Below are 15,256 nucleotides of genomic sequence, written 5' to 3' on the forward strand. Positions count from 1 at the left end.
TATATATAATATCAAAACGATGGAGGTTCAATATGAAACTTAATATTAAAGGCAAAAACATAAATGTTTATGAAAGCTTAAAAGAAGAAGCTCAAGAAAAATTTGATAGGCTTGACAAATATTTCAACAAGGAAGAAGAAATGGACCTCAAATTTTCTACCGAAGGTAATTTAAAAAAAGTTGAATCAACCATTTTTCTAAAAGGCGGAACAATTTTAAGGGCAGAAGAGGTAAATGATAATTTCTCAACTGGAATTGATAAGGTAATTGATGCCTTGGTTCGTCAAATTAGAAAACAAAAAACAAAACTTCAAAGAAATAGAAGAAACGGCGAGTCAATCAAATTTGAATCATTTGAAAGTTATGAAGAAGAAAAGGAAGAAAACCTTCCAAAAATCAAAAGAGAAAAAGAAATAGTCCTAAGACCTATGAGCGATGAGGAAGCTTGTATGCAAATGGAACTTTTAAATCATGATTTCTTTATATACCTTGACGATGAGGAAATGAAAACTAGACTTGTATATAAAAGAAAAGATGGACATTACGGATTAATTATTCCTGAATAAAATAATTTAACTGCTGCAAGTTAATTTGCAGCAGTATTTTTTTGCCTATAATTTGATATAATATATTTAAGTAAATTTTGAAAATATTTTATAAAAAAGAAAGAGAAAAATATGAAATTAAGTGTAGATTTGGAAAATCCCTACGACATAGAAATAGGTTCAAATATTATAGAAAAATTAAATAGGTATTTAATAGAAAATTATAAAAATTCAAAAATTTTAGTGATAAGCGACGATTTGGTATATAAAATTCATGGAGAAAAACTTGAAAAAGAGCTAGAAGGATTTTCTTATAAAAAATTTATTTTAGAAAATGGAGAAGAATCAAAGTCTACTGAAAATTTGGTAAAAATTTTAGAATTTGCAGCAGAAAATGAATACAGAAGAAATGATTTGTTTATTGCTTTTGGTGGTGGAGTTGTTGGAGATATTTCAGCTCTTTCAGCTTCTTTATATTTAAGAGGACTTGATTTTATAATGGTTCCTACGACATTTTTATCTTCAATTGACTCATCGGTTGGAGGAAAAACTGCAGTAAATTTAAAGGCAGGTAAGAATCTTTGTGGAAGCTTTTACCAACCCAAAAAAGTTTTTATAGATACAGAGTTTTTAAAAACTTTGTCTGATTATTATTTTAAGGACGGTTTGGCTGAAGCAATTAAATATGGAATGATTAGGGATAAGTCTATTTTTGATGAAATTTCAAAAGAAAATGTAAGTAAAACTTATGAAAATCTCCCATCAATTATAAAAAAATGCTTGGATATAAAAAAAGATGTGGTTAAAGAAGATGAAAAAGATTTTGGTATTAGGCAAATTTTAAATTATGGCCACACCTTTGCCCATGCAATTGAAATAAATTCAAATTTTAAAATTAGTCACGGTCATGCGGTTGCTCTTGGTATGAAAATTATGGTCAAAAATTTTTACAAAGAATTTTACGATGATTTTGTAAAAGTTTTAAAAAAATATGACCTAGATTATAATATAGATTTTGATACAGACGAGATTATAAAAATTTGCAAATTAGATAAAAAATCAAGAAAAGATAAAATCAACATTATTGTTGTAAAAAAACTTGGAACTTGCGAGATTTTAAATATAGATTTTAAGGATTTAAGGAAAATTTATGAGAACAGATAATATTTTAATCCACCCATCAAGGCTTGAAGGAGAAATTGATGCTATTTCTTCAAAATCTTTTGCTCACAGAGCCTTGATTTTGGCAGGACTTAGCGATGATCCAACAAATGTTTATATAAATGAATTTTCAAAAGATATAAATGTTACAATAGAGGCTTTAAAAAATTTGGGAGTAGAAATCGAAAAAAATGAAAATTTTGTAAAAATAAATCCCCCAAAAGAAAAAAGAGAAAATTCTATTATAGACATGTATGAATCAGGATCTTCTTTGAGATTTTTTACTGGAGTTTGCTCTCATTTTTCAAAAAGTACAAAAATCGTCGGGGAAAAAAGACTTGGTCAAAGGCCGAATCTCGAATTAATAAATAATCTAAGAAAAAACGGTCTAGAAATTTCATCTGACAAAATTCCATATTCAGTAAAAGGAGAATTAAAATCGGGCAAATTTGAATTTTTGGAAAATAAATCTAGCCAATACATAAGCTCAATCATGCTTGCTGCAAGCAAATTAGCTGGAAAAACCTATATAAAACTAAAAGAAAAACCAGAATCAATTGGCTATATTGATATAACAAGAAAAGTTTTAAAGGACTTTGGAGTTGATGTTAAAAAAGGAGATAATTCCTATTTTATAGAAAATCCACAAATAAAATCTACAAAAAATTATTATGTAGAAGGCGATTGGTCAAATTCGGCCTTTTTTTATGGGGCAAATCTTATAAATTCTAAGATAAAAATAAATAATTTAAAGGAAGATTCCTTGCAAAAAGATAGGGAAATTGTAGAAATTTGCAAAAAAATAAAAAAATGTAAAAGAGAAAATGAAAAACTAACCATAGACATTTCCCAAATTCCAGATCTTTGTCCTATAGTAGCAGTCTTACTTACTTTTCTTGATAATAAATCTTCTATAGTAAATGGAAAAAGATTAAGGCTAAAAGAAAGTGATAGGTTAAAATCAACTTCAAAAATGCTAAATGATTTGGGTGCAAAGTGTGAAATTGTTGGAGATGGACTAGAAATTTCTGGAAAAATCATAGGAGGAGAAGTCGACTCCTTTAACGATCACAGAATCGTTATGGCAGCAAGTATAGGATCCTTAATGGCAAAAAATGACATTATTATAAAAAATTACAAGGCAGTAAATAAATCTTATCCTTCATTTTTTAAAACTTTTGAAAAATTAGGAGGAAAAATCGAGTATTTAGGAGCTTAAATGGAAGATTTAAAAGAAATTAGAAATCAAATTAATAAAATTGATGAAGAAATTATAAATTTATTGGAAAAAAGATTCGACCTTTCAAAAAAAGTTAGGGAATATAAAATTTCTCACAATAAAAAAATTTATGATCCAGTTAGAGAAAAAGAAATATTAGAAAAAATCAAAGAAGATAATCCAAAATACGGAAAATATTTTGTAGAAATTTACCAAGAAATAATGGACCAATCCAAAAACCTACAAAAAGAAAATGAAAATTATGGACTTTTGGGAAAAAAATTAGGTCATTCTTATTCAAAAATAATTCATGAAAAAATCGGCCTTTATTCTTACAAATATTTTGAAAAAAATGAAGAAGATTTGGACGAATTTTTTGAAAAAAAAGATTTTAAGGGGATAAATGTAACCATTCCCTACAAAAAAACTGTAATAAAATACCTTGATTATATATCGGATAAGGCAAAAAAAATTGGAGCAGTAAATACAATAGTAAATAAAAACGGAAAACTTTACGGCTATAATACTGACTATTTCGGATTTTTCTTTAATCTTAAAAAAAACAAAATTGAAGTTAATGGAAAAAAATGTCTAATTTTGGGAAAGGGTGCCTCATCAAAAACGGTAGAAGAAGTTTTGAAAGATATGGGCGCAAAAGAAATTGTATTTTTATCAAGAAGATTTAAGCCATTGTTTAAAGATGAAAAAGATTATAGGGATTTTGAAATAATTGTAAATACAACTCCAGTTGGTATGTATCCAAATAATGGAGAGTTTTTAAAAGATATAAGGCTTTATAATTTTGAAAATTTAGAGGCTGTTGTGGATTTAATTTATAATCCAAACATGACAAAAATTTTAATTGATGGAAAATTAAAAAATATAAAATATGCTTGTGGGATTGATATGTTAATTGCCCAAGCTGTAAAAGCTTGTGAATTATTTTTGGATAAAAAATTAGATGATTCTATGATTAATAGTATTAGAAATTCCTTATTGAAAGATCAAACAAATCTCGCCATAATTGGAATGCCAGGATCAGGAAAAACATCTCTTGGAAAAATTTTGGCTAAAAATATGAATAGAAAATTTGTTGACCTTGACCTAGAATTTGAAAAAAATTACGGAAATATAGAAGAATTTTTCAAAAAATATGGAGAAGATGAGTTTAGAGATAAGGAAAGCCAAATACTTAAAGAATTTTCAAAAAAAACAGGCCTAGTTATAAGTTGTGGCGGTGGAATTGTTGAAAAAGAAGAAAATTATTATAGGCTTAAAGAAAATTCTCTGATTGTAAATGTAAAAAGAGATTTAGAAAAATTAGCACTTGATGGAAGGCCTCTTTCAAAAAAATATAAAATTATTGATATTTATAATAGAAGAAAAAATTTATATGATAAATTTAAGGACTTTGAAGTGGAAAATAATAATTTAGAAACTTGTGCAAAGAAAATCGAGGAGAAATTTTATGAGAATATTAGTTATTAATGGGCCAAACATAAATATGATTGGAATAAGAGAGAAAAATCTCTATGGAAATAAAAATTACAAGGATTTGATAAAATATATAAAAGATTTTGCAAATGAAAATAATATAGAAATAGAAATTTACCATTCAAATTCTGAAGGGCAAATTATAAATAAAATTCAAGAAGCTTACAATTTATACGATGGAATTATTATAAATCCTGCAGCTTACACCCACACATCAATTGCAATTTTGGATGCGTTAAAGGCTGTAAATATTCCAACAGTTGAAGTGCATTTGACTGATATTGAAAACAGAGAAGAATTTAGAAAAAAATCCTACGTATCTTATTTTGCAAAAAAAACCATAAAAGGCAAGGGATTTGACGGCTATATTGATGCGATTAAATATTTTAAAGAAAATTTTTGAATAAATTGAATAATTTATTTTACATTTGATAAATTTTCATTTAATATTATATAAGTGATAGTTTAATCTTACTCGTTGATAAAAGGACAAAAAAAGGGTAGGATATAGAGTGAATTAGAGGTGAAAGATTTGGCGTTATTTAATATATTTAAATCATTTAGTCAAAAAGAAATTGCCAACAACCAAAAATTAGTTGACAAAATTTTAGCACTAGATGAAGACATGCAAAAATTAACAGATAAACAGTTACAAGCAAAAACAGATGAATTTAGAGAAAGACTAAAAAACGGTGAAAGTCTTGATGATATTTTGGTAGAAGCATTTGCAACAGTAAGGGAAGCAAGTGATAGAGTTTTGGGAATGAAACACTATCCTGTTCAATTACTCGGAGGAATTGTTCTACATAATGGACAAATTGCAGAAATGAAAACAGGAGAAGGAAAAACTTTAGTAGAAACTCTTCCTGCATATTTGAATGCACTTGATGGAAAAGGAGTCCATATAGTAACAGTAAATGATTACCTAGCAAAGCGTGACCAAGAGTGGATGGGAAAAATTTATACATTTTTAGGTCTTAGTGTAGGTTGCATTATTTATGGACTTACAAATTCTGAAAGACAAAAAAATTATAATTGTGATATAACTTATGGAACAAACAACCAATTTGGTTTTGATTACCTAAGAGATAACATGGTTATTTATAAAGACAACATGGTTCAAAGAGGACTTCATTATGCCATAGTCGATGAGGTCGATTCAATTTTGATAGATGAGGCGAGAACTCCACTTATTATTTCTGGAGAAGGAGACGAATCTACAGATACTTATAAAAAAGCAGATGAGTTTATTAAAGGTCTTGAGGGAAGAATTTTAGATCCAAACGAAGATTTGGACCAAGATCCTTTTGATAGGGAATTTGTTGTAGAAAAAGTAGACTTTTTGGTTGATGAAAAGAGAAAATCATCAAACCTTACAGAACAAGGTACAGCAAAAGCTGAAAAATTCTTTGGAATTGAAAACTTATCAGACCCAGAACACTTAGAGCTTGCCCACTATATTAACAATGCCCTAAAAGCAAATACAACAATGACAAGAGATATTGACTATGTTGTTAATAATGGCGAGGTAATGATTGTAGATGAATTTACAGGTCGTATCATGCAAGGAAGAAGATATTCAGATGGTCTTCACCAAGCAATTGAAGCAAAAGAAGGAGTTGAAGTTCAATCAGAATCAAAAACTCTTGCAACAATTACCTTCCAAAATTATTTTAGGATGTATGATAAATTGTCAGGAATGACTGGTACTGCAAAAACAGAAGAAGAAGAGTTTTCAGAAATTTACAATCTTGACGTTGTAGAAATTCCTACAAATAGACCAATCCAAAGAGTTGATGATGTTGATCACGTTTATATAAACGAAAACGGAAAATATAATGCAATAATTGAAGAAATTAAAAAAGTTCATGCAACAGGTCAACCAATCCTTGTTGGTACAATTTCAATTGAAAATTCTGAAAAATTATCAAAAGCTCTTAAAAAAGAAAAAATTAAACACGTTGTGCTAAATGCTAAAAACCACGAAAGAGAAGCTGATATAGTTGCTCAAGCTGGTAGATTTGGTTCAGTAACAATCGCTACAAACATGGCAGGACGTGGTACTGATATTATGCTTGGTGGAAATGCCGATCACATGGCAAAACAAAGATTAAAAAGAGAAGGAATTTCTGAAGAATTATTAGAACAAGTTGACTCCTTCCAAGAAACAGATAACCAAGAAATCTTAGAAGCTAGAAAAAAATATAAACATTATAAATCTCTAGTAAAACCAGGTATTGATGAAGAAGCTGAAAAAGTAAGAGCAGTTGGTGGACTTTATATAATTGGTTCAGAAAGACACGAATCTAGAAGAATCGATAACCAATTGAGAGGACGTTCAGGAAGACAAGGAGATCCAGGTAGATCAAGATTTTTCATTTCATTAAAAGATGATTTAATTAGACTTAATGTTGGAGAGCAAATTTCAAAATTTGTAGAAAACTACAATTATCCAGAAGATGAACCAATTGTTTCAAAAATGGTTACAAGATCAATTGAAAAAGCTCAAACAAGAGTAGAAGCAAATAACTTTGCAACAAGAAAAAGAGTTCTTCAATACGACGATGTTATGAATAAACAAAGAACAATTATCTACAATGAAAGAAAACAAGTTCTTTATGGGGAAAACATGAGAGATTCAATTCTTGGAATGATTAAAGATTCAATCACCCAAGCCGTTTATTCATTTACAAACCCACAAGTAAAACCTGAAAATTGGGAAATGGTAGCCCTACTTAACCATTTAAAATCAATAGCAATTCCAGTTGAACTTTTAAGATTTGAAAATATAAATGATTTTACTCAAGAAAAACTCATAGATTATATTTACCAAACAACTCTAAATAAATATGAAGAAAAAGAAAAACAATTTGGTGAAGAAAATATGAGAGAAGTTGAAAGAGTTGTTTTATTAAGGGTTATAGATACAAAATGGATGGAACACATCGATTCAATGGATCAAATGAGAAAAGAAATTGGCGTAAGAGCAATGGGAAATGATGATCCTGTAAGAGCTTATACAAATACTGGATTTGATATGTACGAAGAGATGACAAATGCCATCCAAGAAGAAACTGTAAGGCTTATGATGGGTGTTGAAATAAGACAAAATATTGAAAGAAAACAAGTATTAAAACCTGAAGAAGAAGGATTTGAAAATCCAGAAAACCCAGAAGAGGCTACCAACAGAGCAGAAAGAAGAAGATTGAAAAGAGAAGCCAAAAAAGGAAATATTAAGGGTAATTAGATGGCAGAAATTTATGAGTTAAGAGAAATCATTAAAGAACTTGACAAAAATCTAGAGATGATTGGATCCCATCTTGACCCTAAAAAGATAAATGCAGAAATTAAAGAAATCGAAAAAGAAACTTTAAAAGAAGACTTTTGGGATGATAGCCAAAAAGCCCAAGAAATAATGGCAGACCTTTCCGATAAAAAAGAAAATTTCAAAACTTTTAGTAAATTTGAAGATGATTTAAAAGATCAGTCTGATCTTTTGGATATAATTGAAGAAAGCAATGAAGATTTGGAAAGTTTGGATGAAATAGAAGAAATCTTAAATTCTTTAAGAAAAGAAATTGGATCTTTTAAAATAAAAACTGAGCTTGATGGAGAATATGATAAAAATAACGCTTATCTTGTAATTCACGCAGGGGCTGGTGGACTTGAAGCGACTGATTGGGCAGAGATGCTTATGAGAATGTATACCAGGTTTTTTGAAAGACGTAATTTTAAATTTGATATTACAGATTTAAATAATGAAGAAGCAGGTGGTATTAAATCTGCCACAATTCACGTCAAAGGTCCTTTTGCTTATGGATACTTAAAAGGGGAAAAGGGAGTCCACAGACTTGTTAGAATTTCTCCTTTTGATTCATCAAAACGACGCCATACTTCTTTTGCTTCAGTTGATATTTTCCCAGAGTTAAATGACGATATGAGTGTTGAAATTGATCCAAAAGATTTAAGAATTGACACTTATAGGTCAAGTGGGGCTGGTGGTCAACACGTAAATAAAACTGATTCTGCTGTTAGAATTACCCATATTCCTACAGGAGTCATAGCATCAAGTCAGGCTGAAAGAAGTCAAACTCAAAATAAAGAAACTGCGATGAAACTTCTTTTGGCAAAACTTACCCAAATAAAAGAAGAAGAACACAGGGAAAAAATTGAAGATATTCAAGGAAATTACACCCAAATAGCTTGGGGAAGTCAAATAAGATCTTACGTATTTCACCCATACACTTTGGTTAAAGATCATAGAACAAATTTTGAAGTTGGAAATGTAGAAAGTGTAATGGATGGAGATATTGACGGATTTATAGATGAATATTTAGCTAATAAGGGAAGGGAATAATCTTTCCCTTATTTTTTATTAAAACAAGGAGAAAAAATGAAAGATATAATATTAACTGGTGACAGACCAACAGGAAAACTCCACTTGGGTCATTATGTTGGATCTTTGAGAAATAGGGTTAAAATTCAAAATGAGGGAAATTATGACAAAATGTACGTAATGATTGCCGATGCCCAAGCCCTCACAGATAATTTTGATAATCCAAAAAAAATCAGAGAAAATATTACAGAAGTTATGCTTGATTACTTATCAGTTGGACTTGATCCAAATAAGGTAACATTTTTTGTTCAATCATATGTAAAAGAGCTTACAGAGTTAACTTTTTATTTATTAAATTTAGTTACCCTATCAAGACTTGAAAGAAATCCTACAGTTAAAAGCGAAATAAAATCTAAAAATTTTGAAACAAGCCTTCCAACAGGATTTTTAATTTATCCTGTAAGCCAAACTTCAGACATAATTTTATTTGACTCAAATATCGTTCCAGTTGGGGAAGACCAAGAGCCGATGCTTGAGCAAGCAAGAGAATTAGTTAGATCATTTAATAGCACTTATAAAGAAATTTTTAGGGAACCTAAGGCTGTAATTCCAGAAAATAAAGTTTGCAGAAGACTTCCTGGAATTGATGGAAATGCCAAAATGAGTAAGTCCTTGAATAATTGTATTTACTTATCAGATTCAAAAAATGAAGTAAAGAAAAAAGTTATGGCCATGTTTACAGATCCAGGTCATATAAAGGTATCTGATCATGGAAAGGTTGAAGGAAATACTGTCTTTACCTATCTTGATGCTTTTTGTGAAGATTATCATTTTGAAAAATTCTTGCCAGAATATAAAAATTTGGATGAATTAAAAGACCACTACAGAAGAGGTGGCCTTGGTGATGTAAAAATTAAAAAATTCTTAAATAAAGTATTAGAAGATTTTCTAGAACCAATTAGACAAAGAAGAGCATATTACGCAAAAGATATTTCTAAACTTTTTGAAATTATGGAAAATGGTTCAAAAGAAGCAAGTGATTATGGAAAAATGAAACTTGACCAGGTCAAAGAAGCTATGGGAATAAATTACTTTGATGATAAAAAATTAATTTCTGAACTTCAAATAAAATATGATCATGAATACGAAAATTAAATAGAAATTTGTTAAAAAAAGTGCAAATTAATTTGCACTTTTTTATTTTTTGACTTATAATGAAAAGGTAGTCATGAAACGAGCTATATATTGTACATAAAAATATAGCTAAAAAAAGGAGTGTTTAAATTTATATGAGTAAATCTCAAAAGAAAAAACTTGGTTTAATACCTAAATTATTGATAGCGATTGCCTTAGGTACTTTAGCAGGTTTATATTTGCCTGAATGGTTTGTAAGAATTGCAGTTACATTCTCATCTATTTTCGGTGCATTTTTAAACTTTGTTATTCCACTTATGATTATCGCTTTTGTTACTAAAGGAATAGCTGATCTTGGAGAAGGAGCTGGAAGGTTACTTGCAGTAACAGTTCTTATTGCTTATACATCAACTATAGTTGGTGGTTCTTTATCTTATTTAATGAGTTCTAATATTTTCCCAGCTTTTATTAGTCAAGATCAGGTTTCTAAAATTCAAGCTTCAAGTAAAATTGAAGTTAATCCATTTTTTGAAGTACCTATCACACCATTTTTTGATGTTACATCAGCAATTATTTTTGCCTTTATGATGGGAATTTCAATTTCTTGGTTAAGAAAACATGGTAAGGGTGAATATTCTTATGGTTTAATAGGGGAATTTAATGATATAATTACAAAAGTTTTATCAACAGCAATTGTTCCATTATTACCATTTTTTATTTTTGGTAATTTCTCAAAAATGGCCTTCACTGGATCTGTTTTTGCAGTTTTATCAATATTCTGGAAAATATTCTTATGTGTAATTGCCCTTCACTTATTATACATATCTGCTTTATTTATAATAAATGGTCTTTATACAAAGAAAAATCCTCTTGTTTTAATAAAAAACCAAATCAAGGGATATTTAACAGCAGTTGGAACTCAATCATCTGTTGCTACAATTCCTGTAAACTTAGAGTGTGCTAAACAAAACAGTGTTAGCAAGGGAATAAGAGATTTTGTTATCCCTCTTGGAGCTACAGTTCACATGCCAGGATCAATGATTACAATCACAGCTTGTACATTTACAATTTTAACCATGTATGGAATGGATCATTCTTATTTATTGATGTTAAGATATATGGCAATTTTGGGAATAGCTATGGTTGCAGCACCAGGAGCACCAGGTGGAGCTGTAATGAGTGCTCTACCATTTTTACCAGTTGTAGGAATTCCTTCAGAAGGTGAACTTGCATCATTGTTGATCACACTTTACCTAACCCAAGATTCATTTGGAACCGCAGCAAATATATCAGGAGATACAGCAATCTCAGTTGGTATAGATAAAATATTTAATAAACATATAGTTAAAAATAATGACTACAAAGATGGTTTCGATGATGAAATTATAAATGCTAAAGAAATTTAATTAAAAAACTAGGCCCTGTGCCTAGTTTTTTTGTCTTTTAAATTAAATTTTACAAATTTGAAATTGGAAGACTAACTTTTATTAAGCTGCCTTGTTCTTTATTTAAAACTTTTATTTCTCCTCCATGGATTTTTATTGTTTCTTTTACAAGGGATAGACCAAGGCCTGATCCTTTTTCTTCATTTCCTTCTATCCTATAAAAGGCCTTAAAAATATTATCTTTTTCTTTTAAGTCTATACCAACTCCACTATCTTCTACAAAAATTTCTACAAAATCTTTTTTTACTTTTGAATATATTTTTATATAACCGTGGTTTTTGTTGTATTTTATGGAATTTTCAATTAGGTTATAAAAAGCCCTATAAATTAAAATATCACTTCCTTCTATATAAATTTCCTTGCAATTATTTTCTATATCTATATCTTTTTTATCGGCTATATATGATAAATCTTGAATTGCTTCTTCTATTAAAGAGGAAAGCTCAATTTTTTCGTTTCTTGAAACTGACCTTAATTCGCTTAAATCCAACAGACTTGTTACAAGTTTTGATAGCCTATCTGATTCGTTTTTTATCATTGTCATAAGATTACTTACTTCTTTTTCATCCATATTTTTTTCTTCAAATAAATCTATTTGGGAATTTATTATGGTAAGGGGAGTCCTTAGTTCGTGGGCGGCTCTTGCTGTAAATTCCCTTTCGTTTTTATAAGATTCGTTTAATCTTTCAAGCATCTGATTAAAAGATTTGGTTAATTTTTGAAATTCTTTTATTGGATTTTCTTTAACTTCGTAGTCTGTAATATTTTTAAGTTGGATTTGTTCGATTTGCCTGGAAAATTTATCCAAAGGTTCTAAAAATTTTCCGCTTAAAAAATATGAAATAATTCCTCCAAAAATAGTAACCAAACTTGTAATAATCCAGGCTTTTTTGGAAAAATTGTTTTTGGAACTTGTAACTTGGTCTGAAAAAGTATTTTGAAATTCATCAATCTTGTCTTCATCAATATTTATATATAAATCTTTTTTATCTTCTATCTTATCTACATAGCCACCCAGAGAATCTATATAAAAATAAGCGGTTTTGTTCATAAAAAAGTTCATGGTCAAACTTGTAAGAGCAATCAAAATACTTGTTAAAATGGCAATTCTAAGCCTTAATGACATTTTTTTCATTTTATTTTCCTCAAAAGATATCCCACACCAATTCTATTTTCAATTGGATCATAGCCAAGTCCATTTTTTAATTTTTTCCTAAGAGCTGAAATGTGAACTCTTATTGAATTGCTCAACAAATCAACGCTAGAATCCCAAACATGGTCAATCAATTCTTCTTGACTTATAGGGCGGCCTTGGTTTAAAAGTAAATATTCTAAAATTCCAGATTCTTTTCTTGTTAATCTTAATTCTTTTTCGTCAACAAAGGTAAGTCTTTTTTTGCTATCAAATTTTATCCTATCAAAGGTAAGATTTGTTTGATTTTGGATAAAATTTCTTCGAGTTAAAGACCTTACTCTTGCCTTTAATTCGTCCAAATGAAAGGGCTTTTGCAAAAAATCATTGGCTCCTGCATCAAGACCTTCAACCTTATCTTGGATTTGGCTTCTTGCAGAAAGAATTAAAACTTTTGTTTCCTCATCTCCTTTTCTTAAATTTTTCAAAATTTCCATCCCATCCATGTTTGGAAGATTTAAATCCAAAACTACAAGGTCGTAGGATTCAATTTCTATCATCTCCATAGCATCAAAGCCATCAAAAGCTGATTCGACCTCATATCCTGCTTTTTTCAAAGATTTACTAATAGTCTCATTTAATATTTTTTCATCTTCTACAATTAAAATTTTCATTTTTTCTCCTTTTATAAGTATTATATCAAATCAAAATAAAATATCTGTTAAGAAAATCTTAACAGAAAATTTATATGACCTATGTTATTATTAATTTGTAAAGAGGTGATTGTTATAGAAATAAGAAAAAAGAAAAATATGCAAATAGGATTTTTGATTTTGAGTATAGTTTTTATTACTTACGGTGCCTTTCGTGGAGAAGTTGATACGGTTTTAAGTAAGGCCATAAAACTATGTTTGGAGTGTGTTGGTATTGGATAAAATAAAATTAAATATTTTAGCAAAATATAGGCGGTTTATTCAATTATTAGCAAGCTTTCTCACAAATATTCACATACCTAACTTTTTTAAAGGGGTAATCTACAGAGGGGATTTTAAAAAGATTTGCGTGCCGGGTCTAAATTGTTATTCATGTCCTGCAGCTTCTGGAGCATGTCCCATAGGAGCCTATCAGGCAGTAGCAGGTTCATCAAAGTTCAAATTTTCCTATTATGTGAGTGGATTTTTGATTTTTGTTGGAGTCATGGTTGGAAGACTTGTTTGTGGATTTTTGTGTCCTTTTGGTTTTATCCAAGAAATTTTACATAAAATCCCATCAAAAAAGTTTTCAACAAAAAAATTAAAGCCACTGAGATACATAAAATATTTGATACTTGTACTTACAGTTATAATTTTACCAGTTTTTTTAGTAAATGATTTGGGCATGGGTAATCCATATTTTTGTAAGTATATTTGCCCTGCAGGAGTTTTGGAAGGAGCAATTCCACTTTCTATTGTAGATTCATCAATAAGGGCAAGCCTAGGATCATTATTTAACCTAAAACTTACAATTTTAATAATAAGTATAATCCTATCAATAATATTTTTTAGACCCTTTTGCAAGTGGATTTGTCCATTGGGAGCATTTTATGCATTATTTAATAAAATTTCCCTATTTAAAATAAATTTTGATAATAATAAGTGCATATCTTGTAAAAAATGTCAAAAAGCGTGCAAAATGGATGTAGATGTTAGAAAAGACCAAAATCACACAGAATGTATAAGGTGTGGAATGTGTATAAAATCATGTCCGACTTGTGCTTTAAAATATCAATATGGATTTGATAAAAAAGAAGTAGAAAAAGAAAAAATAAAAAAAGAAATTAATTAAGGAGAAAAAAATGAAATATAATAAATTAAAAATATCAGCCTTAGCTTTAGCTTTGGCATTAAGTTTTACAGCTTGTTCAAAAAAGGAAGATAAAAATGAAATGTCAAGCAACAATAAAAGTATTGAAAGCAATATGACAGATAAAAAAGAATCAAATAAAACAAGTAATGAAAATCCATCATCAACAGATGAGTCCGTTGAGGAGTTGATGGAAAAACAAAATAAAATTATTGAAAGTCATAACAAGCAATGGCAAGTTGCATTTTCAAAAGCTGATAAGAGTCAAGTAGCAGGGGAAGCTAGCGTATCTTACGATATGTACCTTCTAGATTTGGTAGAAAAATCAAAAGATGAACTCTCAAAAGAAGATTATGATCTACTTAAAAAAGATGTAGAGGAAATTGGAAAAATCGAGAAAATTATAAACAAAAAAAAGGGCATAGATAGCCAATTTAACAATGGTTACAATAAAAAAGAAGAAGCATCAACCAAAGAATTAAAAGCCTTTCCAGAATTTAAATCAAAAGATTTTGATGGAAAAGAAGTAACAAAAGATATTTTTAAAGACAAAAAATTAACTCTTGTAAATTTCTGGTTTAATGGATGTGCACCATGCGTAGGCGAAATTCCAAAATTACAACAATTAAATGAAGAAGTAGAAAAAATGGGCGGACAAGTTATAGGAATAAATTCAGAAGCCAAAGTAGGGGATGAAGATACAATAAAAGAAGCCAAAAAAATCCTAAAAAAACAAGGAGCAAAATATAGAAATATAACAATAAACAAAGACAGCGAACTTGAAAAATACACTGAAACAATTATGTCATATCCAACATCAATACTTGTAGATAGTGAAGGAAATATTGTAGGAGATCCAATTGTTGGAGCAATAGATAAAGAAGATACCTACAACAAAGTAAAAGATATGATGGAAAAAATTATAAAAGACGAAATATAAGATTTAAA

General features: G+C 29.1%; 14 protein-coding genes. 12 read left to right on the forward strand and 2 right to left on the reverse strand.

Annotated elements, in window-relative coordinates; translation table 11 throughout:
* Positions 1-32 precede the first annotated feature (32 nt).
* The 9 genes from hpf (at position 33) to BN3265_RS03355 (ending at position 11,295) form a co-directional block, all read left to right on the forward strand.
* A complete protein-coding gene (gene hpf / locus BN3265_RS03315) occupies positions 33-566 on the forward strand; it encodes a ribosome hibernation-promoting factor, HPF/YfiA family (RefSeq protein ID WP_058990139.1) in 534 nt (177 codons plus the stop codon).
* Between the two features lie 111 nt (positions 567-677).
* Positions 678-1,709 carry a 3-dehydroquinate synthase gene (gene aroB, locus BN3265_RS03320; RefSeq protein WP_058990140.1) on the forward strand — a complete coding sequence of 344 codons (1,032 nt, stop codon included), beginning with the start codon at positions 678-680 and terminating at the stop codon, positions 1,707-1,709.
* A complete protein-coding gene (gene aroA, locus BN3265_RS03325) occupies positions 1,696-2,925 on the forward strand; it encodes a 3-phosphoshikimate 1-carboxyvinyltransferase (RefSeq protein ID WP_058990141.1) in 1,230 nt (409 codons plus the stop codon). The genes aroB and aroA overlap by 14 nt, the downstream gene beginning before the upstream one ends.
* On the forward strand, positions 2,926-4,413 hold the full coding sequence (locus BN3265_RS03330; RefSeq protein WP_058990142.1) for a shikimate kinase: 1,488 nt from the start codon (positions 2,926-2,928) through the stop codon (positions 4,411-4,413).
* The gene (gene aroQ / locus BN3265_RS03335; RefSeq protein ID WP_058990143.1) at positions 4,394-4,822 is read left to right on the forward strand and encodes a type II 3-dehydroquinate dehydratase; all 429 of its coding nucleotides are present in this window, start codon (positions 4,394-4,396) and stop codon (positions 4,820-4,822) included. Before BN3265_RS03330 ends, aroQ begins: the two co-directional genes overlap by 20 nt.
* Before the next feature lie 129 nt (positions 4,823-4,951).
* Positions 4,952-7,666 carry a preprotein translocase subunit SecA gene (gene secA, locus BN3265_RS03340; protein WP_058990144.1) on the forward strand — a complete coding sequence of 905 codons (2,715 nt, stop codon included), beginning with the start codon at positions 4,952-4,954 and terminating at the stop codon, positions 7,664-7,666.
* Complete coding sequence (gene prfB / locus BN3265_RS03345; protein ID WP_058990145.1) at positions 7,667-8,776, forward strand: peptide chain release factor 2; 1,110 nt, start codon at positions 7,667-7,669, stop codon at positions 8,774-8,776.
* 36 nt (positions 8,777-8,812) lie between these two features.
* Positions 8,813-9,910 (forward strand): tryptophan--tRNA ligase, encoded by a 1,098-nt coding sequence (gene trpS / locus BN3265_RS03350; RefSeq protein WP_058990146.1) that lies wholly within the window; start codon positions 8,813-8,815, stop codon positions 9,908-9,910.
* A 134-nt stretch (positions 9,911-10,044) separates the two neighbouring features.
* The gene (locus BN3265_RS03355) at positions 10,045-11,295 is read left to right on the forward strand and encodes a dicarboxylate/amino acid:cation symporter (RefSeq protein WP_058990147.1); all 1,251 of its coding nucleotides are present in this window, start codon (positions 10,045-10,047) and stop codon (positions 11,293-11,295) included.
* Between the two features lie 49 nt (positions 11,296-11,344).
* Here BN3265_RS03355 and BN3265_RS03360 read toward each other — a convergent pair whose 3' ends face one another.
* Complete coding sequence (locus BN3265_RS03360; RefSeq protein WP_058990148.1) at positions 11,345-12,469, reverse strand: HAMP domain-containing sensor histidine kinase; 1,125 nt, start codon at positions 12,467-12,469, stop codon at positions 11,345-11,347.
* Positions 12,466-13,140, reverse strand: a complete 675-nt coding sequence (locus BN3265_RS03365; protein ID WP_058990149.1) for a response regulator transcription factor — start codon at positions 13,138-13,140, stop codon at positions 12,466-12,468. The genes BN3265_RS03360 and BN3265_RS03365 overlap by 4 nt, the downstream gene beginning before the upstream one ends.
* A 138-nt stretch (positions 13,141-13,278) precedes the next feature.
* On the opposite strand from BN3265_RS03365, the gene BN3265_RS03370 reads away from it, so the two are divergent.
* From BN3265_RS03370 to BN3265_RS03380, 3 genes are read left to right on the forward strand one after another with little or no spacing between them, the layout of a single operon-like run.
* Positions 13,279-13,401: a CD1871A family CXXC motif-containing protein gene (locus BN3265_RS03370; RefSeq protein WP_280641763.1), complete on the forward strand. Its 123-nt coding sequence runs from the start codon at positions 13,279-13,281 to the stop codon at positions 13,399-13,401.
* Positions 13,388-14,290, forward strand: a complete 903-nt coding sequence (locus BN3265_RS03375; protein WP_058990151.1) for a 4Fe-4S binding protein — start codon at positions 13,388-13,390, stop codon at positions 14,288-14,290. The genes BN3265_RS03370 and BN3265_RS03375 overlap by 14 nt, the downstream gene beginning before the upstream one ends.
* Positions 14,291-14,300: 10 nt before the next feature.
* On the forward strand, positions 14,301-15,248 hold the full coding sequence (locus BN3265_RS03380) for a TlpA family protein disulfide reductase (RefSeq protein ID WP_058990152.1): 948 nt from the start codon (positions 14,301-14,303) through the stop codon (positions 15,246-15,248).
* Positions 15,249-15,256 lie beyond the last annotated feature (8 nt).

It is taken from the genome of Anaerococcus rubeinfantis, assembly GCF_001487145.1.
Taxonomy (GTDB): Bacteria; Bacillota; Clostridia; order Tissierellales; family Peptoniphilaceae; genus Anaerococcus; species Anaerococcus rubeinfantis.